19 protein-coding genes and 1 pseudogene are annotated in these 21,142 nt (G+C 39.7%); 18 read left to right on the top strand and 2 right to left on the bottom strand.

Going from position 1 to position 21,142, the window contains the following annotated elements:
* Window positions 1-6 precede the first annotated feature (6 nt).
* From G601_RS0110545 to G601_RS26635, 12 genes and pseudogenes are all read left to right on the top strand, one after another.
* Entirely contained in the window at window positions 7-996 is a 990-nt protein-coding gene (locus G601_RS0110545; protein WP_026665321.1) for a pectinesterase family protein, read from the top strand.
* Window positions 997-1,045: 49 nt separating this feature from the next.
* Window positions 1,046-1,882 carry a sugar phosphate isomerase/epimerase family protein gene (locus tag G601_RS0110550; RefSeq protein ID WP_026665322.1) on the top strand — a complete coding sequence of 279 codons (837 nt, stop codon included), beginning with the start codon at window positions 1,046-1,048 and terminating at the stop codon, window positions 1,880-1,882.
* A gap of 131 nt (window positions 1,883-2,013) precedes the next feature.
* The gene (uxaC, locus tag G601_RS0110555) at window positions 2,014-3,450 is read left to right on the top strand and encodes a glucuronate isomerase (protein WP_026665323.1); all 1,437 of its coding nucleotides are present in this window, start codon (window positions 2,014-2,016) and stop codon (window positions 3,448-3,450) included.
* Between the two features lie 53 nt (window positions 3,451-3,503).
* Window positions 3,504-4,988 carry a tagaturonate reductase gene (locus G601_RS0110560; RefSeq protein ID WP_026492165.1) on the top strand — a complete coding sequence of 495 codons (1,485 nt, stop codon included), beginning with the start codon at window positions 3,504-3,506 and terminating at the stop codon, window positions 4,986-4,988.
* Window positions 4,981-6,462, top strand: coding sequence for a UxaA family hydrolase (locus G601_RS0110565; protein WP_026492164.1), 1,482 nt, complete (start codon window positions 4,981-4,983; stop codon window positions 6,460-6,462). Before G601_RS0110560 ends, G601_RS0110565 begins: the two co-directional genes overlap by 8 nt.
* Before the next feature lie 21 nt (window positions 6,463-6,483).
* The gene (locus tag G601_RS0110570) at window positions 6,484-7,575 is read left to right on the top strand and encodes a sugar kinase (protein WP_026492163.1); all 1,092 of its coding nucleotides are present in this window, start codon (window positions 6,484-6,486) and stop codon (window positions 7,573-7,575) included.
* A 40-nt stretch (window positions 7,576-7,615) separates the two neighbouring features.
* Complete coding sequence (kduI, locus tag G601_RS0110575; protein ID WP_026492162.1) at window positions 7,616-8,458, top strand: 5-dehydro-4-deoxy-D-glucuronate isomerase; 843 nt, start codon at window positions 7,616-7,618, stop codon at window positions 8,456-8,458.
* A 9-nt stretch (window positions 8,459-8,467) separates the two neighbouring features.
* On the top strand, window positions 8,468-9,271 hold the full coding sequence (locus tag G601_RS0110580; RefSeq protein WP_026665324.1) for a gluconate 5-dehydrogenase: 804 nt from the start codon (window positions 8,468-8,470) through the stop codon (window positions 9,269-9,271).
* A gap of 25 nt (window positions 9,272-9,296) precedes the next feature.
* Entirely contained in the window at window positions 9,297-9,935 is a 639-nt protein-coding gene (gene eda, locus G601_RS0110585; protein WP_026492160.1) for a bifunctional 4-hydroxy-2-oxoglutarate aldolase/2-dehydro-3-deoxy-phosphogluconate aldolase, read from the top strand.
* 8 nt (window positions 9,936-9,943) lie between these two features.
* Window positions 9,944-11,539 carry a glycoside hydrolase family 43 protein gene (locus G601_RS22880; protein WP_035790662.1) on the top strand — a complete coding sequence of 532 codons (1,596 nt, stop codon included), beginning with the start codon at window positions 9,944-9,946 and terminating at the stop codon, window positions 11,537-11,539.
* A gap of 26 nt (window positions 11,540-11,565) precedes the next feature.
* Window positions 11,566-11,934: pseudogene (rhuM, locus tag G601_RS22885) on the top strand (RhuM family protein); the annotation flags it as partial.
* A gap of 64 nt (window positions 11,935-11,998) precedes the next feature.
* Window positions 11,999-12,325: a hypothetical protein gene (locus tag G601_RS26635; protein WP_207638040.1), complete on the top strand. Its 327-nt coding sequence runs from the start codon at window positions 11,999-12,001 to the stop codon at window positions 12,323-12,325.
* A 48-nt stretch (window positions 12,326-12,373) separates the two neighbouring features.
* Here G601_RS26635 and G601_RS0110600 read toward each other — a convergent pair whose 3' ends face one another.
* Together G601_RS0110600 and G601_RS0110605 are read right to left on the bottom strand one after the other, a co-directional pair.
* The gene (locus G601_RS0110600) at window positions 12,374-12,721 is read right to left on the bottom strand and encodes a type II toxin-antitoxin system HicB family antitoxin (RefSeq protein WP_026492158.1); all 348 of its coding nucleotides are present in this window, start codon (window positions 12,719-12,721) and stop codon (window positions 12,374-12,376) included.
* A 263-nt stretch (window positions 12,722-12,984) separates the two neighbouring features.
* On the bottom strand, window positions 12,985-13,302 hold the full coding sequence (locus G601_RS0110605; RefSeq protein WP_207638041.1) for a hypothetical protein: 318 nt from the start codon (window positions 13,300-13,302) through the stop codon (window positions 12,985-12,987).
* Window positions 13,303-13,464: 162 nt separating this feature from the next.
* On the opposite strand from G601_RS0110605, the gene G601_RS0110610 reads away from it, so the two are divergent.
* The 6 genes from G601_RS0110610 (at window position 13,465) to G601_RS0110630 (ending at window position 20,831) form a co-directional block, all read left to right on the top strand.
* Entirely contained in the window at window positions 13,465-16,038 is a 2,574-nt protein-coding gene (locus G601_RS0110610; protein WP_026665326.1) for a tetratricopeptide repeat protein, read from the top strand.
* 92 nt (window positions 16,039-16,130) lie between these two features.
* A complete protein-coding gene (locus G601_RS26640) occupies window positions 16,131-16,295 on the top strand; it encodes a hypothetical protein (RefSeq protein ID WP_207638042.1) in 165 nt (54 codons plus the stop codon).
* A 172-nt stretch (window positions 16,296-16,467) separates the two neighbouring features.
* Window positions 16,468-17,550, top strand: a complete 1,083-nt coding sequence (locus G601_RS0110615; RefSeq protein ID WP_035790666.1) for an ankyrin repeat domain-containing protein — start codon at window positions 16,468-16,470, stop codon at window positions 17,548-17,550.
* 29 nt (window positions 17,551-17,579) lie between these two features.
* On the top strand, window positions 17,580-17,813 hold the full coding sequence (locus tag G601_RS0110620; protein WP_026665328.1) for a pyroglutamyl-peptidase I family protein: 234 nt from the start codon (window positions 17,580-17,582) through the stop codon (window positions 17,811-17,813).
* 350 nt (window positions 17,814-18,163) lie between these two features.
* Entirely contained in the window at window positions 18,164-19,597 is a 1,434-nt protein-coding gene (locus G601_RS0110625) for an AAA family ATPase (protein WP_026665329.1), read from the top strand.
* A gap of 187 nt (window positions 19,598-19,784) precedes the next feature.
* Window positions 19,785-20,831: a helix-turn-helix domain-containing protein gene (locus G601_RS0110630; protein ID WP_026665330.1), complete on the top strand. Its 1,047-nt coding sequence runs from the start codon at window positions 19,785-19,787 to the stop codon at window positions 20,829-20,831.
* Window positions 20,832-21,142 lie beyond the last annotated feature (311 nt).

Genomic DNA, 21,142 nt, shown 5'->3' on the forward strand with positions numbered 1-21,142 from the left:
AAGAGTATGAAAACAGGGATGAGAGTAAATGTAGGACCAGGCGGTGACTATCATACCATAACAGAAGCCATTCAGGCTGTTCCCTATGATATGCCTGCGATTATAAGTATTGCAGAGGGTATCTACAATGAAAGACTACACATTGAGAAAAGAAATATAAACATTGTAGGCTCAGGGATGCACAAAACCATTATCAGAGGAAATGCAAGTGCAGAGGAAATTCTTGAAGATAATTCCAGGCGTGGAACCTTTAGAACCCAGACTTTGTTTATAACAGGGGAGTTTGCACGCTTGTCTGATCTGACCATCGAAAATACAGCCGGCTGGGGAGAGGATATAGGTCAGGCCCTTGCTGTATATTCGGATTCGGACCGGGTGTACATGGAAAATGTGTGCATGAGCTCAAGACAGGACACATTATTTCTTGCACCACATCCTTTGAAGGAGCGTCAACCCGGAGGCTTTTTTGGCCCCAGGATGCTCGGGGATATCAAGAACACAAGACAATACTTTAAAAACTGCGTAATAAAGGGAGATGTGGATTATATTTTCGGGGGAGCTGACGCTGTTTTTGATGAATGCGAAATAGTGTCTATGGACAGGAAAAAGAAGATTAATGGGTATATTACTGCGCCATCTGAAAATCTTGGAGCAATAGGATTTGTGTTTAGAAACTGTTTTATTCATGGAGAAGAGGGGATTTCCAAGGAGTCGGTATTTCTTGGGAGGCCATGGAGACCGGAGGGAAAGGCTGCATTTTTAAATTGCAGATATGATGAAGCTATAAATCCTCTTAGATTTTGTGAGTGGAATGCAATAGAAACAGAGGACAGTATGGCTGCTTTTGCTGAGTACGGATCAAAGCTACATGATGGAAGACCTTGTGATCTATTGGGCAAAAATAAATGGGTAAAAATATTAGATGATGAGGAAGCCGAAAGAATAAACACACTTGCTGATGAGCTTGTCAGTGAAGTTGATAATTGCAGGCTATAGGCCTGCAATATTTTTAAAGGCTATCCGTTTGATTACAAAGAGGTGAAAAATGCAGATAGGATTACGGGCCCATGATGCAGAATATGCGCCACTTAATGAGCTTATACCAAATATAAAAAAACAGGGATTTGACTGTATACATATGGCACTTTCGAAATCCATAAAGGAGTTCGAAATAAACAAAAGCTCCATGACACCGGGGCTTGCAATGTACATAAAGAGATTATGCGATGAGAATCTTGTAAATATTGCTGTACTTGGCAATTATCTGAACTTAGCTCATCCTGACCCGGAGGCTTTAAAGGAGATAACGGATAAGTATATTGTCCACATGAGATTTGCAGGTATATTGGGGGCAGGAGTTGTCGGAACAGAGACAGGAGCGGTAAACGCAGCCTACAAATACGAGCCCGCGAATCATGATAGGACTGCTCTTGATATTTTCATTAAAAATCTAAAGCCTGTCGTAAGGGCTGCAGAGCAATTTGGGGTAATAGTAGCAATTGAGCCTGTGTGGAAGCATATTGTGTATGGTCCGGAGCAGGCAAGATACGTTCTTGATGAGATTGGAAGCCCTAATCTGCAGATTATATTTGATCCTGTAAACATGCTCTATAAGGGTAATATTGAAAAACAGGATTCGATAATAGTCAAAACCTTTGACATACTGCGGGATGACATAGCTGTTATCCATTTGAAGGATTTTGTAACTGATGGAGATGAACTTATATCGGTTTCTTCCGGAACGGGCGGCCTTAACTACGAATTACTGCTTTCAAAAATAAAGGAATATAAGCCCTTTATACAGTGCACACTGGAGAATACCAAGCCTGAGAATGCAGTAGCTACAAGGGAATTTGTACAGAATCTGTATGAAAAAATATAGTGTCAAAAAGATTGTAAAAGTTGTTTTACTTGTTGCATAAGTTGGTTTAAAACGCCAAACATATATAAAAAAAGAATTTAAGGTACTAACATTGCATTATGGCAATCAAATTTAAGAAGTGGAGACCGGTTATGAAAGAGTTTTTGGATAATGATTTTTTGTTACAGACAGATACCGCTAAGCATCTTTTTCACGATTATGCAGAGGATTTACCGATAATAGACTATCACTGCCATATATCACCTAAGGAGATATATGAGGATAAGCGTTTTGAAAGCCTTGGAGATGTGTGGTTTGGAGGAAAACAGAGCGACGGTTCATTTTTTGGAGACCACTACAAGTGGAGAATTATGAGATCTGATGGGATGCCCGAGGAGCTCATAACCGGGAGAGAGGATGAGCTTTCCAGATTCAAGGGCTTTGCAAAGGCTCTGACAAAGGCAATTGGCAATCCGATGTATCACTGGTGCAACTTAGAGCTTAAGAAGTACTTCGGAATAACAGAACCATTAAATGAAGCTAATGCAGAAGAAATCTGGAATAAATGTAACGATCTCCTAAAAATTGATCCTGACATGTCGGTTAGAGGACTTATAAGAAAGAGTAACGTAGCTTATGTAGGAACAACCGATGATCCCATTGATTCTCTTATCTGGCATGAAAAAATTGCAGAAGATAAAAGCATAGATTTTCTTGTACGTCCTTCATTCAGACCGGATAAGGCTATTAACATCACAAAGGAAGGCTTTGCTGAATATATTGGACAGCTTGCCAGGGCTGTAGGAAAAGAGTCGCTTGATTCAGTTACTGACGTTATAGATGCGCTGACAGATAGAGTAGAGTTTTTTGCCAATCACGGGTGTGTGGCATCTGATCATGGTCTTGATTATATCCCTTTCCGAATGATGAGTATGGAGGAATGTGATAAAGCATTTAAAAAGGCTATGAAGGGTGAGCGCATTACGATAGAGGAGGCTGAAGGATATCAGACAGCACTGCTTCTTGCACTGGGCAGAGCATATCACAGGCACGGCATTGCAATGGAGCTTCACTACTCCTGCCTTAGAAACGTAAATGAGAGAATGTACAGGCTTGAAGGCCCGGATACAGGCTTTGACATGATTTCTCAGAATACCTGCGGCGGAAACATTGCAGCATTAATGTCTGAGCTTGATAAGTTGGGAGAACTTCCGAAAACAATTATTTTCTCTTTGAATCCTGCTGACAATGAGCAGATTGGAACAATTCTTGGATGTTTCCAGTCCTCGGAGATTCCGGGAAAAATACAGCACGGACCTGCCTGGTGGTTCAACGATACAAAGCAGGGGATGGAAGAGCAGATGAAGTCTCTGGCAAGTCTCGGACTTCTTGGTAATTTTATCGGGATGCTAACAGATTCAAGATCGTTTTTATCATATACAAGACATGATTACTTCAGAAGAATTATGTGTAACCTGATCGGAAATCTTGTTGAGAATGGTGAGTACCCGGCCGATGACGAGGCTCTTAAGATGATAGTTTCAGGTATATCCTTCTATAATGCTAAAAGATATTTCGGTATTGGGTGATAGCGATTGTTGTAATCGGAAAAATAGATAAAGTTTTGGGGAGGTTAAGATAAATGGAAAGGCTTAGTTACAAACTGTTGGAAGAACAGGGGTATGACGGATACATACTTAAGGATGCACCGGAAAGAGTCCTTCAGTTTGGTGAGGGTAATTTTCTTCGTGCTTTCGTGGATTATTTCATAGATATCATGAACGAAAAGGCAGGATTTAATGGGAAGGTTGTTCTTTGCCAGCCCATTGCACAGGGGCTTTCTGACATGATAAATGAGCAGGCGGGTCTGTACACACTTTTTCTAAGAGGCCAGGAAAATGGTGAAAAAGTGAGCAGAAAGCGCGTCATATCAAGTGTTTCAAGATGTATAAATCCCTATGATGAATATGATGAATTTTTAGCCTGTGCGAGGAATCCTGAGATCAGGTTTATAGTCAGCAATACAACAGAAGCAGGTATTGTATATGACCCTTCCTGTAAGGCTGATGACAGACCGGCATCCAGTTTTCCGGGAAAACTTACTCAGTTTTTATATGAAAGATATAACAACAAACTTCCCGGAGTGATTATTCTGTCCTGCGAACTTATTGACAGGAATGGAGATGAACTTCACAGATGTGTTAACAGATACATCGAAAGCTGGGGACTACCGGATGAATTTGCTAAATGGGTGTCAGATGAGAATTATTTCTGCTCAACACTGGTTGACCGAATTGTTCCGGGATATCCGAGAGCTGAAGCTGAGTCTATATGTAATGAGCTTGGTTATCAGGATAACTTAATTGATACTGCTGAAGTTTTTGGAGCCTGGGTTATTGAAGGACCAAAGCTTATTGAAGATGAGTTTCCGGCTGTGAAAGCAGATATTCCCGTAATAGTGGTGAATAATGTTGATCCCTATAAAAAGCGAAAGGTAAGAATTCTCAACGGGGCACATACATCTATGATAATGGCAGCCTTCATTGCAGGTAAGGACATTGTCAGGGATTGCATGCAGGACGATGTGATAAGAGGATATATGAATAAAGCCCTTTATGATGAAATTATCCCGGTTCTTACAGGTCTTGATAAGAAGGATCTGGAGGAATTTGCAGCCGCTGTTTCAGACAGATTTGCAAATCCCTATATTGATCACGAGCTTTTAAGCATTTCCCTCAACTCAGTATCCAAGTGGAAGGCAAGAGTTATGTATACGGTGCTTGAATATTATGAGCAAAAAAAGAAGCTTCCTAAAGTACTGACATTCTCGTTTGCAGCGCTGCTTGATTTCTACCACATGGGAGAAGAAATGAGAGACGGAGCTTTGGTCGCGCACAGAAAAGATAAGGAATTCCTGATAAAGGATGACGAGTGGGCGCTTGAGGACTTCCTGAAGCTTAAGGATTCTGATGATGAAATTCTGGCAACTAAGATTATAAATAATGAAAAGATGTGGGGCAAAGAGCTTTCAGAGCTGCCTGGATTCAAAGAGCTTGTAATCAGAGATCTTAAACTTATACGAGAAAAAGGAATGTACGAAGCTATGATGGAGGTACAGGGTGAATAGTATAAAAATACACCCACTTGATAATGTGGTGGTTGCTCTTGCAGATATAGAATCAGGAGATTGTATAAACGCAGATGAAAACAAGCTTTGTGCGAGTGAAAAAATAAGCAGGGGACATAAGATTGCTCTCACTAATATTAAGGAGAATAGCCCGGTTATTAAGTATGGTAATCAGATAGGCATTGCAACCTGCGACATATCGGCAGGAAGTCATGTACATACCCATAATGTTAAAACTGCGCTCTCTGAGGACACAAAGTATGAGTATCATCCGGTTCTAAACAGCCTGCCAAAGCTTGATGGAAAATCCTTTATGGGATATAGAAGACCCAAAGGCAAAATCGGTATCAGAAATGAGATATGGATCATTCCGACTGTGGGATGTGTCAATTCAGTTGTGGAGAAGCTGGCAAAGGACAATCAGGATCTGGTCGGCGGAAATATCGAGGGATTATATGCCTTTACTCATCCCTATGGATGCTCACAGATGGGAGAGGATCATGCTACTACAAAAAAGGTTTTAGCATCTCTTGTAAGACACCCTAATGCAGGTGGTGTTCTGGTGGTATCCCTTGGCTGTGAAAACCTTACTCAGGCTGAGTTCAAGGAGGAACTGCGGGAGTGGAACGGTGAACGGGTAAAATTCTTAACCTGTCAGGATGTAGAGGATGAGCTTTCAGAAGGAAGAAAGCTTCTTGAAGAGATTGCAAGAGCGGCACAGGAGTCGGTCAGGGAAGAAATTGATGCTTCAGAGCTGATTGTTGGATTAAAATGCGGCGGATCTGATGGTCTTTCCGGAATAACTGCTAATCCTGTGGTAGGAAGATTCTCTGACAGACTGATATCACTTGGAGGATCAACTGTTCTGACAGAGGTACCGGAGATGTTTGGTGCTGAATCCATACTCTTTAACAGATGTAAGGACAGTGCGACCTTTTATAAAGCTATAGATATGGTGGACAGCTTCAAGAAGTACTTTGTAGGACATGGACAGGTCGTATATGAAAACCCCAGTCCCGGCAATAAAGAAGGTGGAATTACTACCCTTGAAGATAAGTCCTGTGGATGTGTTCAAAAAGGCGGAAGTGCGCAGATAGTTGATGTTCTTGGATACGCTGAGCCGGTAAAAACTAAGGGCCTTTCTATTTTGTCAGGTCCCGGTAATGATATGGTATCCGCGACAGATCTTACAGCTGCAGGAGCACATATGATTCTGTTTACAACAGGTCGGGGAACACCCTTTGGAGCACCTGCACCAACTGTGAAAATTTCGACTAATACAGCACTGTATGAAAAGAAGGCTAAGTGGATAGATTTTAATGCCGGAACGGTGGCGGAAGGAAAGGAATCCCTGGACGAAGCAGGGGACAGACTTCTTGATTATGTTCTGAAGGTAGCAAGTGGGGAATTTACAAAACAGGAAGAGGACGGCTACCGGGAAATTGCAATATTTAAGGATGGAGTAACTTTATAAATCTTTTGTTGGAGGATAAAAATGGATCTTAATTTAAGAAAAGACTGCGTTTTTGATGCAGTATCATTGGGCGAAGTAATGCTGAGACTTGACCCGGGCGAAGGAAGAATAAGAACAGCAAGACATTTTAATGTATGGGAAGGTGGCGGAGAGTATAACGTCATAAGGGGACTTAGAAGATGCTTTGGACTTAAGACCACAGTACTTACCGCTTTTGCAGACAATGAAGTCGGAAAGCTTATGGAGGATCTGATTCTTCAGGGCGGTGTAGATACATCCTTTATTAAGTGGATGAAAACAGATGGCATAGGAAGGGAATGCAGGAACGGTCTCAATTTTACAGAGAGAGGCTTTGGAATAAGAGGTGCAAAGGGATGCTCAGACAGAGCCAATACTGCTATTTCAAAGGTAAGGCCGGAGGACTTTGACCTTGAGAAGCTATTTGGTGAAATGGGAGTGAAGTGGCTTCATACAGGCGGAATCTATGCTGCTTTATCAGAACAGTCCTGTGAAACAGCTCTTGAAGTTATTAAAATTGCAAAGAAATATGGAACCATTATTTCCTATGACCTCAATTACAGACCATCCATGTGGAGTGCTATTGGCGGAATAGAAAAGGCAAGAGAGGTTAATAAGGAAATTGCCAAATATGTTGATGTGATGATTGGAAACGAAGAGGACTTCACAGCCTGTCTTGGATTTGAGATAGAAGGAAATGATGAGAACCTTTCAAAGCTTGATATTGAGGGCTATAAGAAGATGATAAGAGAGGTTGTAAAGACCTATCCTAACTTCAAGGCGGTGGCAACTACTTTAAGAGAAGTAAAAACAGCTACAGTAAATGACTGGAGTGCTCTGTGTTTTGCAGATGGAGAAATCTATAAGGCTAAGGACTATAAAGGACTTGAAATTATGGACAGAGTTGGAGGCGGTGATTCATTTGCATCCGGACTTATCTATGGCCTTATGACTACAGGTGATGCTGAGACTGCTGTTAATTACGGAGCTGCTCACGGTGCACTTGCAATGACTACACCTGGTGATACCACCATGGCTGATAAAAGTGAAGTTGAAGCAATTATGGGCGGAAAGGGAGCAAGGGTTCAGAGATAATCCTTTGTTTTAAGCCAAAAATTATGAGAGGTATTTGATTATGGAAATAAGATATTCTGCAAATCAGAGGGATGTTAAAAGATATACAACAAGCGAGCTCCGTGATGAGTTTCTGATTACTGGTTTATACGAGGCAGACAAGGTAAAGGCAGTTTACTCACATGTGGATAGAATGGTAACCTTCGGATGCATGCCTGTAAATAAGCAGATTTCATTGGATGATGGATTGGATGTTTACGCTCATTTTGGAACTTCCTATATTTTGGAACGCAGAGAGATTGGTATTTTTAACATCGGAGGCAGCGGCAAAATCAATGTAGATGGAACAGAGTACAACCTTGGACACAAGGACTGCCTTTATATCACCAGAGGAGCAAAGGAGGTTCTTTTTTCCTCAGATGATAAGGAACAGCCTGCAAAATTCTATATGGTAAGTGCTCCTGCACACTGCTCTTATGAAACAAAGCTTCTTACCTTTGCAGACGCAGTAAAGAGACCTCTTGGAAGTACCGCTGAGTGCAACAAGAGAGTTATAAACCAGTTTATTCATCCGAATGTTTTGAAGACCTGCCAGCTTAGTATGGGAATGACAGTAATTGAAGAGGGCAGCGTTTGGAATACTATGCCGTCTCATACACATGAGCGCAGAATGGAAATATACACCTATTTTGATATTCCTGAGAATCAGGTGGTTTTCCATTTCATGGGTGAGCCCGGAGAGACAAGACATATTGTAATGAAAAACGAGGAAGCTGTAATTTCTCCTTCATGGTCTATTCATTCAGGAGCAGGTACATCAAACTATACCTTCATATGGGCAATGGGTGGAGAGAATCAGGAGTTTGATGATATGGACAATCTAAAGGCAACTGACCTTTTATAAGGAGGATATATGAGCGAAGATATGTTTTCACTTAAAGGAAAAGTGGCATGGGTTACAGGTGCTGCTTATGGAATAGGCTATGCAATAGCAAAGGCGTATATTGAAGCCGGTGCCAAGGTAGTATTTAACTGTAGCAGACAGGAGACTGTGGACAGAGGACTTAAGAGCTATGAGGAAGACGGACTTCTCGATTCTGTGAAAGGATATGTGTGTGATGTAACTGATGAGGATGCAGTGAAGAGCCTTCACGAGAGAATATGCAAGGAGGTTGGCGAGGTTGATATCCTTGTTAACAATGCCGGAATGATCAGAAGAGTTCCGATGATCGAGATGGAAGCAAGTGATTTCAGGCGAGTTGTTGATGTTGATCTTACAGCTGCTTTCATAGTATCTAAAACGGTTATTCCGTCAATGATGAAAAGAGGTGGAGGAAAAATCATCAATATCTGTTCAATGATGTCTGAGCTTGGAAGAGAGACTGTATCAGCTTATGCAGCTGCAAAGGGAGGACTTAAAATGCTTACAAAGAACATTGCATCTGAGTATGGAGCATACAATATTCAGTGTAACGGCATAGGTCCCGGATATATAGCTACTGAGCAGACAGCTCCTTTAAGAGAGCGTCAGAGTGATGGTTCAAGACATCCCTTTGATAGCTTCATTATTGCAAAGACTCCTGCTGAGCGCTGGGGTGAGTCAGATGACCTTAAAGGCCCTGCCATTTTCCTGGCATCAAAGGCTTCTGACTTTGTAAACGGACATATACTTTATGTAGATGGAGGCATCCTTGCTTATATAGGAAAACAGCCCTAAAACAAATTTTTTTGAGGAGACAAAAATGGAAAAGGTTATAGATAAGCTTATGACATACGGGGTAGTCCCTGTTGTTGTAATAGATGATGTTACAGATGCAGTACCTCTGGCAGAGGCTCTTATGAAAGGTGGACTGGAGTGTGCGGAGGTAACCTTCCGTACGGAAGCAGCGGCTGACGCAATAAAGGCCATGACAGAAAATTTCCCTGATATGTTTGTAGGAGCCGGAACAGTTCTCTCAGCAAAGCAGGTGGATGAAGCTATATCAGCGGGAGCAAAATTTATTGTTAGTCCGGGATTTGATCCTGAGGTGGTAGACTATTGCATCAGTAAAAATATTCCGATTATTCCCGGTACAATAACACCCTCAGAGGTAGCTCAGGGCGTAAAGAGAGGTCTTAAGGTTCTTAAATTCTTCCCTGCAGAGCAAGCAGGAGGACTTCCAATGATCAAGGCGATGGCTGCACCATACACCGGAGTGAAGTTCATGCCTACAGGTGGCATAAACGAGAAGAACTTAAGAGATTATCTTTCGTTTGACAAAATCAGTGCCTGTGGCGGAAGCTGGATGGTTAAATCCGATCTTATAAAGAGTGGCGATTTTACAAAGATTGAGCAGCTTACAGCGGAGGCTGTTAAGGCTGTAAAGGAAATAAGAGGCTAAGTTCTGTTATGTATATTGCAGATAATGGGGATGGGACATATACAAATCCCATCCTCTATTCAGATTATTCTGACCCGGATGCTATACGAGTTGAAAGCGATTTTTATATGATAGCTTCAAGCTTTAGCAATGCCCCGGGGCTTCCTATTCTTCATTCAAAGAATCTTGTTGATTGGAAGCTTATAAACTATGCTTTACCAAAGATTCCCAATAAAAGATATGACCTTCCGGTACATGGTTGTGGGGTATGGGCTCCGTCAATACGTTATCGCGAAGGTCTGTTTTATATATGCTTTCCTACACCGGATGAGGGAATTTTTATGACTACCGCAAAAGATCCGTACGGCGAATGGTCTGAGCCGGTAAACATATGTCCAGGCGCAGGCCGGATTGATCCATGCCCATTTTGGGATGATGATGGAAAAGCATATTTGGTAACTGGAGTAGCAAAAAGCCGCATTGGCTATAAAAGTGTTCTCCATATTCAGGAAATGCAACCTGATGGCATGGGACTTATAGGTGAACCTGTAAAAGTATTTGATGGAAATGAGAATGATCAGCATACTATCGAAGGCCCTAAGCTGTATAAGCGAAATGGCATGTATTATATTTTTGCACCTGCAGGTGGTGTAAAAACCGGATGGCAAACGGTGCTTCGTTCGAAAAATATTTATGGTCCCTATGAATATAAAGTTGTTATGCGTCAGGGGAATAGTGAAGTGAACGGACCACATCAGGGTGCATGGATTGATACTTTGTCCGGAGAAAACTGGTTTATACATTTTCAGGATGTATATGCAGCAGGAAGAATAGTACATCTTCAGCCCATGAAATGGGAAAATGACTGGCCTATAATTGGAAAACCTGTTGCAGATGCCGATTATGGCGAGCCTGTAAGCAGACATAAAAAGCCTGATGTCGGAGAAGTATCCTATTTGATACGGGAATCAGATAATTCTAAGGACTTTTCAGAAGGCCGTATTAGCCTTAAATGGCAATGGAATGCTAATCCGAATTCATCCTGGTTTGATATAAAAGACGATGCCTTGCATCTTCATGCTATTAAGAAGGGTGGAGCTTATGGTGATCAGCCGAATATCCTTCTTCAGAAATGGCCTGCTTCTGAATTCTCCTGGACTGCAAGACTATCTCTTTCAAAACTTATGCAAGGGGATGAAGCAGGAATGATATCTTTGGGAATGGATTACGGAGTGATTTCTTTTTGCCACTGTAAATCACAGTTTTTTGTCAAAGTTATTAGAGGACACCAGATATTTGGGAGAATACTTGTTGAAAAGTCTGAGGAAGACTGTCTGTGCTGGAAGGTATTACCTACTGAGTCAGGTATTGTTTATGTCAGGTACGTTGTAGAAAATATCGGAAAAAGAGAAATCAATTCAGAGGATGGGATGTTTCCTGATAACCGTGTCACCATGTATTATAGTATCGATGGAGTAAACTACACTCCGGCACTAAAAATGAGAGCTGTACCGGGAAGGTGGGTTGGCGTAAAATTCGGTTTATTCTGCCTTTCATCAAGAAGCTCTTCTTCAGGCTATGTCGCAGTTGATGATGTGTTAACAAAATGTATAATTCTTGCATAAAACAAGGGCGACAGACGACATTCATGGTCAGCGAGCACATAACCAATATATTCAAAGAGGGTGAGTTAGATGAGGCGGCAACTGTTCGGAAATTCCGAACAGTTCAAATTGAAGGCGGAAGAAACGTTGAAAGAAACCTACTTCATTATAATCTGGATATGATAATCTCTTTGGGATATCGTATAACTTCAATAACCGCTACTAAGTTTCGTCAATGGGCAACAGCCAGGCTGAAGGAATATATGCAAAAAGGCTTCACAATGGATGACGAGCGATTAAAGAACCTCGGTGGTGGTGGCTATTTCAAAGAGATTCTTGAACGCATCAGAGATATCCGTGCATCTGAAAAGGTATTTTACAGGCAAGTCCTTGAAATATATGCTACAAGTGTTGAGTGTATCTGAGGAAGCAGATCAACTGACAGAGGAGCTTTCGCGTCACATAAATGTTCATTATTATGTGGATGATGAAAAAAGAATATGTGAATTTCTTGATTATTTTAATGACGTTATAGTATCGGAAATTCATAGATATGAATGTAAAAACAAATTGCTATTAAAGGTTTTAAATTTTAGTCGTGAAAAACAACTTATAGGTTCCGATGAAGACAAGCAAAGAATGCTTGATGAGCTAACGCATAATGTCCTAATTTTCTCCACAACTTTTTTAAACTCATCATATCTAATTTGCTCAGAAAAGGTTTCATACCCTTATATTTTAATAGTTGAAACAAATAAAGAAAAGCCTTGTCATCAAGGCCTTTCCATTATAAAAATCCATCTTTAGTTATCAGTTCTCGAATCGGCGAATTAACAAAAATATTGCGTCTTTGGGCTAACCTTCTAGGATGTCCAGTTCATCATCAATAGCTCTGGATACAAACTGGTTTATTGTGATTCCTTCATTGGCAGCATATAATGCAATTTTCTTATGCTGCTCAGGCTTAATGCGAACATTGAATGAGCCTTTAAATTCTCGTTCAGGATCTTTTCCAATCTTCTGGCAGTATTCAAGGTAATTATCTATACAATCATGCAGGGACTGTGTAAGCTCTTTTACTGATTCTCCATGAAAATTCAGAGAGTCATTGATGCCAAGAACGTGACCTATGAATATCTGATCTTCCTGGTCAAATTCTACTTTTGCATGATATCCATTGTATTCCATCAGTGAACTTATCATTCTATCTCACCTACTTCCTTAAGAAATACTATGACCATCTTTACGTGATACCTGTACAGTTCATTACCTGGGTGCGGGTTTTGACAGTAATTTTTCTAGTAATTTTGATTTCTTTGGCACAGTAATTCCTCTTGCAACTATTTTCTAGTTACAATATAACACTTTAGCCCTACCTCGTCAATTCCAACAGAGTAACAGCTAGCATTTCATTATTTCATACATATCTTCATGTTTCAGATACAATACCTGATATGTCGGGATTATTAGTGTGTTCCATGGATCAGATATATATAAAGCCCCGCTTGAAACAGTTTGCAGCTCATGCACTCTAAGGGTGAAAGTCCATCTACCCCTTTATGGGGTGTGTTATTATACTCAGCTATGAGAACATCTATCAGTTCAGTCATCTGTTCATATGTGACATCATATTTTATTGCATTTTTTTCGGTTTTTTTTCTGACAGGATCTTTGGTATCTGACCCGGTTGTTGATGGCAGCATATGGAATCCTCTGGACTCTAGCGTTCCGAAAAATCTTTCAACAATTCCTCTTGTACTTGAATGCGGAATTAAATTCCGCATTCAAGTATTTTTTTGGAAAGTCTCATGGGAGATTTTGGCAGAAAAGGCAGCACTTTTTCGTGATAATTGCTGTCATATTCTGCTGTTTCTGATATAGTAGTAATGTATTGTCGTAAAACAGTACAGAGGGGACAAAAAATAATAGTTGGGAGGGAACAACCTATGAGCTTATTTGGCTTTTTTGATGATGAAGTTCAGAATTTTTCTGTCTTCATTGACAATCTGGAGGAAGATGAGCGAAGGTACAAAAATGACAGTTTTTCTAATGATTCTTGGGGAGGATCTCTTTTGGGTAAAAGTCAGACTGTAGATGAGGATGATAATGATCTTAATGATGGTTATGATGCAGCTCTGGATCTGAATGAACCTAGGCAAAATAAGCCTGAGGATTATACTCTTACAAAATCTGTGGGAAATGATCAGAATAAAGGATACGCGATTTATAAAAAGAATAATAACCAGTCATCTTCTGGTGGTAATAGATATACCAGGATGGTTCAAAGGAAGTCATTCGTAAACAATAAGATAAAGCAGATTCCCAAAACAAATCCTATATGCATGAAATGTTGTTCTGAAAATATATATTACAACTCGGAGAATAAGCCGTTCTGTCGCTCATGCGCGAAAAGCAATCAGGACTCGACGGTAATATATGCATCGACAGATTTTTTTGAAAAAAAGAAACCCGTCCTTGCTGATGTAGAAGAAATGCAGTCTTATCAACTACGCAATTATTCCTGGACAAATGTTGTCAGATATGCAAGTCACCACGGGCTTCTCGGAGATAAAAAGAACGCATATGACAATATCATAAACAATAATGATGCAAAAAGTCTGTTTGAACTTTATAAAGCTGGTAACTGTATAGCAACTGCAAAACTGGCTGAGTGTTATGCATTTGGTACAGGTGTAGAAAAGAATACTAAAGCAGCTTACAAGCTGTTTTTAATAGCTGAACAAATGGGCGAAAGTTATGCTGCTTTTATAAGGGCTAATTATCTATTCTATACGCACCATATGTCCGACTATGGATTCTCGGTATTAGGTGGCAGTGCCTGCGCAAATAATCCTGTTTCCATGTATCAGCTTGCTCAAATTATAGAGCAAAGAAAGACCGTGAATTACGAAAAGATAAGCTATGACTGGTGGAAAAAGTCAGCAAATCTTGGATTTATGCCCTCTGTGATAAAGTGCCAAAGGCACGATGCATCGACTTTTGATGAGATAGTAGATGCTTTGCGCTTGGCAGTAAAAGAAAAAATCCCCATGGCACAAAAAGAGCTTTATGAACTGTATGATAAGAAATATCAGGAAACAAAGGATGAGAAATATTTTGACTCTATCCTTTCAGACTGTTTTGACTATTACCATAACACCTGGGAAAACAATTATATAGAGAAAGGTAGAAAAGTCATTAAAAACCCTGAGAGCGTTATTGGGCAATTTGAGGAATGGCTATATGCAAATAGGGAAGAAATCACTAACGCATTGTTAGGGGATCGTAAGGTTTCTTTTGCTTTTACTGATACGGAAAAGAAAGAACTGATAAAAGAAGAGCTTGAGAAGTACATTTATAATAGGCGCATCGAAACTGATGAAACCAGTATTACGATCAATCTGGATTATACTGAAGATCTTGGTAGCGATGATGATGAAGACGAGATTGATTATGAATCCATGAATTTTGATGAATTACTTAAAAGAGCAAAAGATGGTGATTCATGGGCAGAGTTATTGGTTGGAGATGCTTATCATTATGGGAATGGTGTACCTGTAAATATCGAAGATGCGATACGTTGGTACATGAAAGCATCAAGGCATGATGAAAACTGGGGTTATGTTGAGTTAGCCCGCATTTATATGCAAAAGCATGATAAAGCTACTTATAATATTATAAAAGCGAACCAAAAAGCCTGTGCATATGGACTTTATAGCAAGGCAGCAAATAGAGGTAACGAGTGTGCGTGTAGAAAGCTTGGATCGGATTATATCAGACCTACCAGTCCTGAAAAAGACAAGGAAAGAAGGAGCTGCTATATCTGGAATATGAAAGCAGCTATCCATGGGTCGAGCGATGGCTATAACATGCTTGCCATCTGCTATCAGGAACGATTGGGTATAGATATAAGAGACTATGTTAAGGCATTCAATCTCTATAAAAAATCAGCTGATATGGGTAACAGTCATGCCATGTTTAATCTAGGCTTATGTTATGAAGATGGTATCGGTGTTCCAAAGGACTATAATCTTGCAGCAAAATGGTATAAAAAAGCGCATGATAATGGGGAAGAAAATGCAGCTGAGAAATGTGACAGGTTATACAGAGAAAACAAGGTAAGCAGCCAGAATAATATTACGAATGTAGATGCAGCAAGTGTTGAAAAAGGATCGGTTAGTGAGTTCTACGAGAGAGTAATGGAACACCTTGAAAAAGGGTATTTTGAAGATGCCGCAGCTAATATAAGACATATAGAAGAGACTATTTTGTCTTATTTTGTCCAGATCTTCATACCGGAATGTGTTTTTGACAATAAGGGAGAGCAGCGCAAAAAGCTAGAAAACGCAAAGGTGATTCCAAAGCACTATATTGAGATCCTATATAATATTTCAAAAGTTGGTAATAGCGGGGCACATGCAAACGGTTCAAAATCTGTAAGTGTAACTGAACAGGATATAAGAAGGGTGATTCCGCCGCTTAAGGATCTTATAAATTACTATGAAGAGTTTGGCATGTAATTAGCACCACGTATGTTGGGATAGGTGAAAAGGTGTCGAAGCTGTTTTGCAGGATTATAGAGACGGCTTCAGAAGGGATTTAGAAGTAAAATATGGAATTTAAATGTGAAGACTGTGGCAAAACAATCAATATTACAGAATCACTGGGCAATATCATTGTATACTGCCCGGATTGCCATAAGTATATCCGTTGCCTGTGCTACTATGGCTTTGGACCAGTTGCTCCATGCGACATTTTCTGCGGATTAGAGCCTTAACGTGAAAAATTACATCAGTCAGAGCTAAAAACCGAAGGAGAAGCAGAGCCTATGACAGGGAAGATGCACTTAAAGATTTTGAAATGGCGAAGAACATGCTAAAAGCATGGGAGCTAAATAAGTAATAAGTTACTAAGAGGGGACTGAATAAAGTTTTAAAGGGGAAATGAAAATGGCTACAAGAAAACGGAAAAGACTTCCAAAAGATATTAAAGAGTATATTCATGATGATAATGCACTTAAGGCAGTATTTGAAAAGTGCGAGATAAATGCATATTCTGGATCGAAAAATATCCTTTTCTTTGATATATCCGATGAGATGGTGAAGTGGTGCCTTGAGCAGGGAGCTGATATAAACTATCATGATGGTCTCGGGGATACACCTTTGATAGAACATGTCAGCACACCTCTAGGGGATGAAGAATTTCATGAAAAAAGAGCGCTTCTTCTGATGAAATATGGAGCAGATATACACTTTAAAACAGGATATCCCAGAAGAAGTGTTATTTTCCATGCTGTTAGACATGGCACTCTCAATATAATTAGTGCATTAATTGATGCTGGAGCAGACCCGAACGAGAAAAATCAAGATGATGAAACACCATTGGAAGCAGCTTTCAGAGGCGCTATTCCTGCTGAACTGATCAGGTTACTTCCTGTAGCGGAATTTCTGTTTTCAAAAGGTGTTCCAGTAACCGATAAGCTTAAAGAGGCATTCATAAATGATGTTAAAGAAATAGAATTCCACCGATGCCCAATCCCTGCAGAAAACACATGGGCTATAGAGTTTAACCAGAGAGTGGATGATACAGTAGATAAGCTCTATAAGCTACTTGATGTAGAACCCGTGCCTAAAAGACAGGTTCACGACGGTGTCAGTGAGATACATCCAAAGGCGGAAGGCTGGATGGAGCAGCATGAAGAACTGTGGGATTTCCTTGTTCCAGGCTCAGGTGCATGTTCCATTGTTCAGGGTGAAGTTATAAGAATAACCGGAAGACTTTCCCATGAAGTACTTGATAATGGCGGTGCCAACTGGGATCATGAATTCAGAAAAATGGTCAATGCATTAAAAGAGTACTTTAAAGAAGGGCAGGGGTTGTCAGACTCAGAACTGCTTGAGGTTGAAGAAATCGCAAAAACCTTGCCCAATCAGGGTAAAACAGAGATGTATAGGCTAGAGGAGCTCGCTGTTAAGTGGGTGCTTCAAAATCCCATTCCGATCAAACTTGAAAGCGTAAGCTATTCTAGGTGATTGAGGCGCTTTCTAGAAGGAGATAAACCATGACAAAGGAAGGAATACCTTCTGAGCTTTCATATTCAGCAGGAGCTTATGTATGCAACGACCTTTTCTATAGGGTAATGCATTACCTGAAAGAAAAGGCTCTTGATATTCCTGCAGGATTTATTCATGTTCCCAATCCAGCTGAATCGGATGCGGAAACAAAATCTGAGCTTGCTACGTACAGATGGTTAAAACATCATATTAATGAGGAAATCCGGATTCTTGTCACGTAGAATCCGGATTGTTGTGTGTTATGAAAAAAATGTGTTTCTTATGAGGGAGTTTTAGTGTTTTTGTTCTATATTGTTATCTTACATTAGACATCGTAACTAAAAGTGAAGTTTATATGTATTTTATGTGAAATCCCAAAATCATTACTTTGCAAAGATGAGAACTTTTAGAATTTCGAGATTCGCAAGTATATTTGGTTTTTTGGATGATTGGGCATGGAATGATAAATATAATTATCCTAACAATAATATTTTTATACATAACAGGACAAATAAAAGACTTAAAATGCCGTTTATTTGTCCTGTAATGCAATATAAATTGACTTATAGGACAAATAAGATATAATTAAAGTATGATAGGAAGAATAAAAGAACAGGAAGAACTAAATAGACTATATGACAGAAACCAGTCAGACTTTGTGGTTATTTATGGCAGAAGGCGAGTTGGAAAGACATATCTTGTAAACAACACGTTTAGGGGACGGTATGCTTTTCATCACACGGGGTTGTCACCTGTCAATGAAAAAGGTGAAAAAGTTACATTAAACGACCAGCTTGAAAGCTTTTATTTGTCTCTGCAAATGTATGGAATGAAAAAAAGTGCAAAACCATCCAGTTGGCTTGAAGCCTTCTTTATGCTTAAGAAACTGCTGACTGAAAAAGACGATGGCTCAAAGCAGGTAGTTTTTATCGATGAACTCCCCTGGATGGATACAAAAAGATCCAGATTTATTACTGCGTTCGAAGAATTCTATAATGGCTGGTGCAATGAACGCGGAAATATCATGCTGATAGTATGCGGAAGCGCTAACTCATGGATTCAGAATAAGCTGATAAGTAATAAAGGTGGTCTTTATAATAGAATTACCCACAAGATTAAATTGTTACCGTTTACACTAAGAGAGTGTGAAGAATACTTCCTAAGCCAAAATATCCAGTTTTCAAGGTATGATATTACGCAAAGTTACATGGTATTTGGTGGAGTTCCTTACTATCTTGGATATATTGATGGAAGGTTGAGCCTTGCTCAGAATATTGACAGGATATTGTTTGATGAAAACCCTTTGCTAAAAGGAGAATATGATAATCTCTTCACATCAGCATTTGATAAGCCTACAAAAACTAGGGAAATTGTTGAGTTCTTATTTGAAAAGGGTATTGGATATACAAGAAGTGCAATAGCAGAAAAGTTTAAAGATGTCTCGGGCAGCGAGCTTAACAAGATATTGGCATCACTTGAAGAAAGTGACTTTCTGATAAAGTACATCCCATTTGCAGATGGCAAAAGAGAAGAAAAATACAGATTATCGGATCCTTATTGCCTGACATATTTAAATTTTATCAAAGGGAAGAGAAATAAAGAAAACTTCTGGCAACACAATGTGAATTCAAGCGTTTTAAATATCTGGAGAGGTTTGGCCTTTGAGAATGTATGTTATCTGCATTATCCTCAGATAAAGAAAGCCCTTGAGATTAATGGCGTCGAAGCAAGTATGTCTATGTGGATAAAAGAAAAAAGTGATGATTCCGAAGGAACCCAAATAGACTTGCTGATAGATCGTGCAGATAATGTGGTGAACCTCTGTGAACTGAAATTTTATAGTGGTGAGTTTTCAGTTGACTACAATTATGAAGAAAAGATGCGAACAAGGGACAGGCTTGTTATGGAAAAGATTTCCCGAAAAAAAGTAGTCAGGAACACACTTGTAACGACTTATGGTTTAAAGAAAAATTCATATAGTGGGATATTTGCTAATGTAATAACTTTGGATGATTTGTTTGCATAAAAAGGGTAAATGGTATCATTATTTTAAATGAAAACATAGCCTCTCGACCGCAATATGGAAGAGAGGCTATGTTTCTTTATGGTTAAAAAATTTTCTTTATATTTAACGAGCGCTCAATAGATTTTTTGGATTATCTTCGATATTATCAAGAAGAACCGGTTCCAATATATTGCTGGAGGGACGGCAGATGAATATCGGAAAGATTATCAGAAAATATCGTAAAGAAATGGGTATAACCCAGGAAGAGATGGCGGCTCGTCTGGGAGTAACAACTCCTGCTGTAAATAAATGGGAGAATGGGAATACACTTCCTGACATAGGATTGGTTGCGCCAATAGCAAGGCTACTTGGAATTTCAACTGATGAGCTGCTGTCATTTAAGGAAGATCTCACTGATGAAGAAGTGAACATATTTATAAAGAAGCTGGACAAAAGGCTTGAGGAAGAGTCTTTTGAGCAGGTATTTGCCGATGCAAAAAAGAAAATTGCCGAGTACCCAAACTGTGATAGACTTAAGTGGAATACAGCGACAATTTTATATGCAACGTGGCTGATAAATGATGTGAAAGATCATGATTACTATGTTGATTGCATATGTCAATGGTTTTCGCAGTTACTGAAATCAGAGGATGCTTCAATCAGAGAATCAGCTGCAGAATCGCTTTTCCGTATCTACTTCAGAAAAGAGGATTACAATAAGGCAGAGGAGAATCTGAGCTTTTTGCCGGAAAATCATCCTGATCGTGAACTTTTACAGGCAGATATTTACTCAAAAACCGGCAAATCAAAAGAGGCTTATGCCGCATATGAGGGACTTATGCTGTCAGCTGTGAACAGGTTAAGAGGTGTTGTGAATGCCCTGCAAGTCTATTGCCTGGAAGACAACAATCTTGAGATGGCGCATAGAATTGCGGATTTGAACGGACAAATAGCAAAATGTTTTGAAATGGGACCGTATCAGGAGAACGCCTCAAAGCTTGAAATAGCTGCTTATGAAAAGAATGCTGATGAAACCGCCCGAATAATGCAGATACTCATTGAGAACTGTGAAAGCGTATCAGATTTTACAAAATCCCTGCTTTTTTCACATCTCAAATTTTCACAGCTGGATAAGGAGTTCATATCTATTTTTCAGCAGGATCTGATAAAGAGATTCTGTGACGAAGAGGCGTTTGATTATATGAAGGGTAACGAATACTGGGAATCATTGGCGAAGAATGAGTCAGGAGACTGAAAAATAAAAAAAGTAGATGTGTTGCTTCAAAAACCTTACTGGATCATTGATATATTGCCTGAACAGGTTCCAAAGGAAAGTAAGGGACAATTCTTTGAAATTGAAAGGTTTTTCTTGGAAAGTAGCAGGCTGACTTCAATCAAGCAAAAGTATGTAAATGTGCTGTTGAAGCTGAACTGTTACTATCAATTATCAATAAATGGTGAGGTCAACCCGTCTCCAGAGCAGATAGTGGAAGATGTGATGGAACGTAGTGTTCAGATTATCAGAATGCGTTAGCCTTCAGAATGTGGATTTCTGGAGGCTTTTTT

It is taken from the genome of Butyrivibrio sp. FC2001, assembly GCF_000424125.1.
GTDB lineage: Bacteria > Bacillota > Clostridia > Lachnospirales > Lachnospiraceae > Butyrivibrio.

Excerpts from the sequence above, each read along its gene's own strand:
- G601_RS0110545 (WP_026665321.1), top strand. The coding sequence starts at position 7 with ATGAAAACAGGGATGAGAGTAAATGTAGGACCAGGCGGTGACTATCAT.
- G601_RS0110550 (WP_026665322.1), top strand. The coding sequence starts at position 1,046 with ATGCAGATAGGATTACGGGCCCATGATGCAGAATATGCGCCACTTAAT.
- uxaC (WP_026665323.1), top strand. The coding sequence starts at position 2,014 with ATGAAAGAGTTTTTGGATAATGATTTTTTGTTACAGACAGATACCGCT.
- G601_RS0110560 (WP_026492165.1), top strand. The coding sequence starts at position 3,504 with ATGGAAAGGCTTAGTTACAAACTGTTGGAAGAACAGGGGTATGACGGA.
- G601_RS0110570 (WP_026492163.1), top strand. The coding sequence starts at position 6,484 with ATGGATCTTAATTTAAGAAAAGACTGCGTTTTTGATGCAGTATCATTG.
- kduI (WP_026492162.1), top strand. The coding sequence starts at position 7,616 with ATGGAAATAAGATATTCTGCAAATCAGAGGGATGTTAAAAGATATACA.
- G601_RS0110580 (WP_026665324.1), top strand. The coding sequence starts at position 8,468 with ATGAGCGAAGATATGTTTTCACTTAAAGGAAAAGTGGCATGGGTTACA.
- eda (WP_026492160.1), top strand. The coding sequence starts at position 9,297 with ATGGAAAAGGTTATAGATAAGCTTATGACATACGGGGTAGTCCCTGTT.
- G601_RS22880 (WP_035790662.1), top strand. The coding sequence starts at position 9,944 with ATGTATATTGCAGATAATGGGGATGGGACATATACAAATCCCATCCTC.
- G601_RS0110600 (WP_026492158.1), bottom strand. The coding sequence starts at position 12,721 with ATGATAAGTTCACTGATGGAATACAATGGATATCATGCAAAAGTAGAA.
- G601_RS0110605 (WP_207638041.1), bottom strand. The coding sequence starts at position 13,302 with ATGCGGAATTTAATTCCGCATTCAAGTACAAGAGGAATTGTTGAAAGA.
- G601_RS0110610 (WP_026665326.1), top strand. The coding sequence starts at position 13,465 with ATGAGCTTATTTGGCTTTTTTGATGATGAAGTTCAGAATTTTTCTGTC.
- G601_RS26640 (WP_207638042.1), top strand. The coding sequence starts at position 16,131 with ATGGAATTTAAATGTGAAGACTGTGGCAAAACAATCAATATTACAGAA.
- G601_RS0110615 (WP_035790666.1), top strand. The coding sequence starts at position 16,468 with ATGGCTACAAGAAAACGGAAAAGACTTCCAAAAGATATTAAAGAGTAT.
- G601_RS0110620 (WP_026665328.1), top strand. The coding sequence starts at position 17,580 with ATGACAAAGGAAGGAATACCTTCTGAGCTTTCATATTCAGCAGGAGCT.
- G601_RS0110625 (WP_026665329.1), top strand. The coding sequence starts at position 18,164 with ATGATAGGAAGAATAAAAGAACAGGAAGAACTAAATAGACTATATGAC.
- G601_RS0110630 (WP_026665330.1), top strand. The coding sequence starts at position 19,785 with ATGAATATCGGAAAGATTATCAGAAAATATCGTAAAGAAATGGGTATA.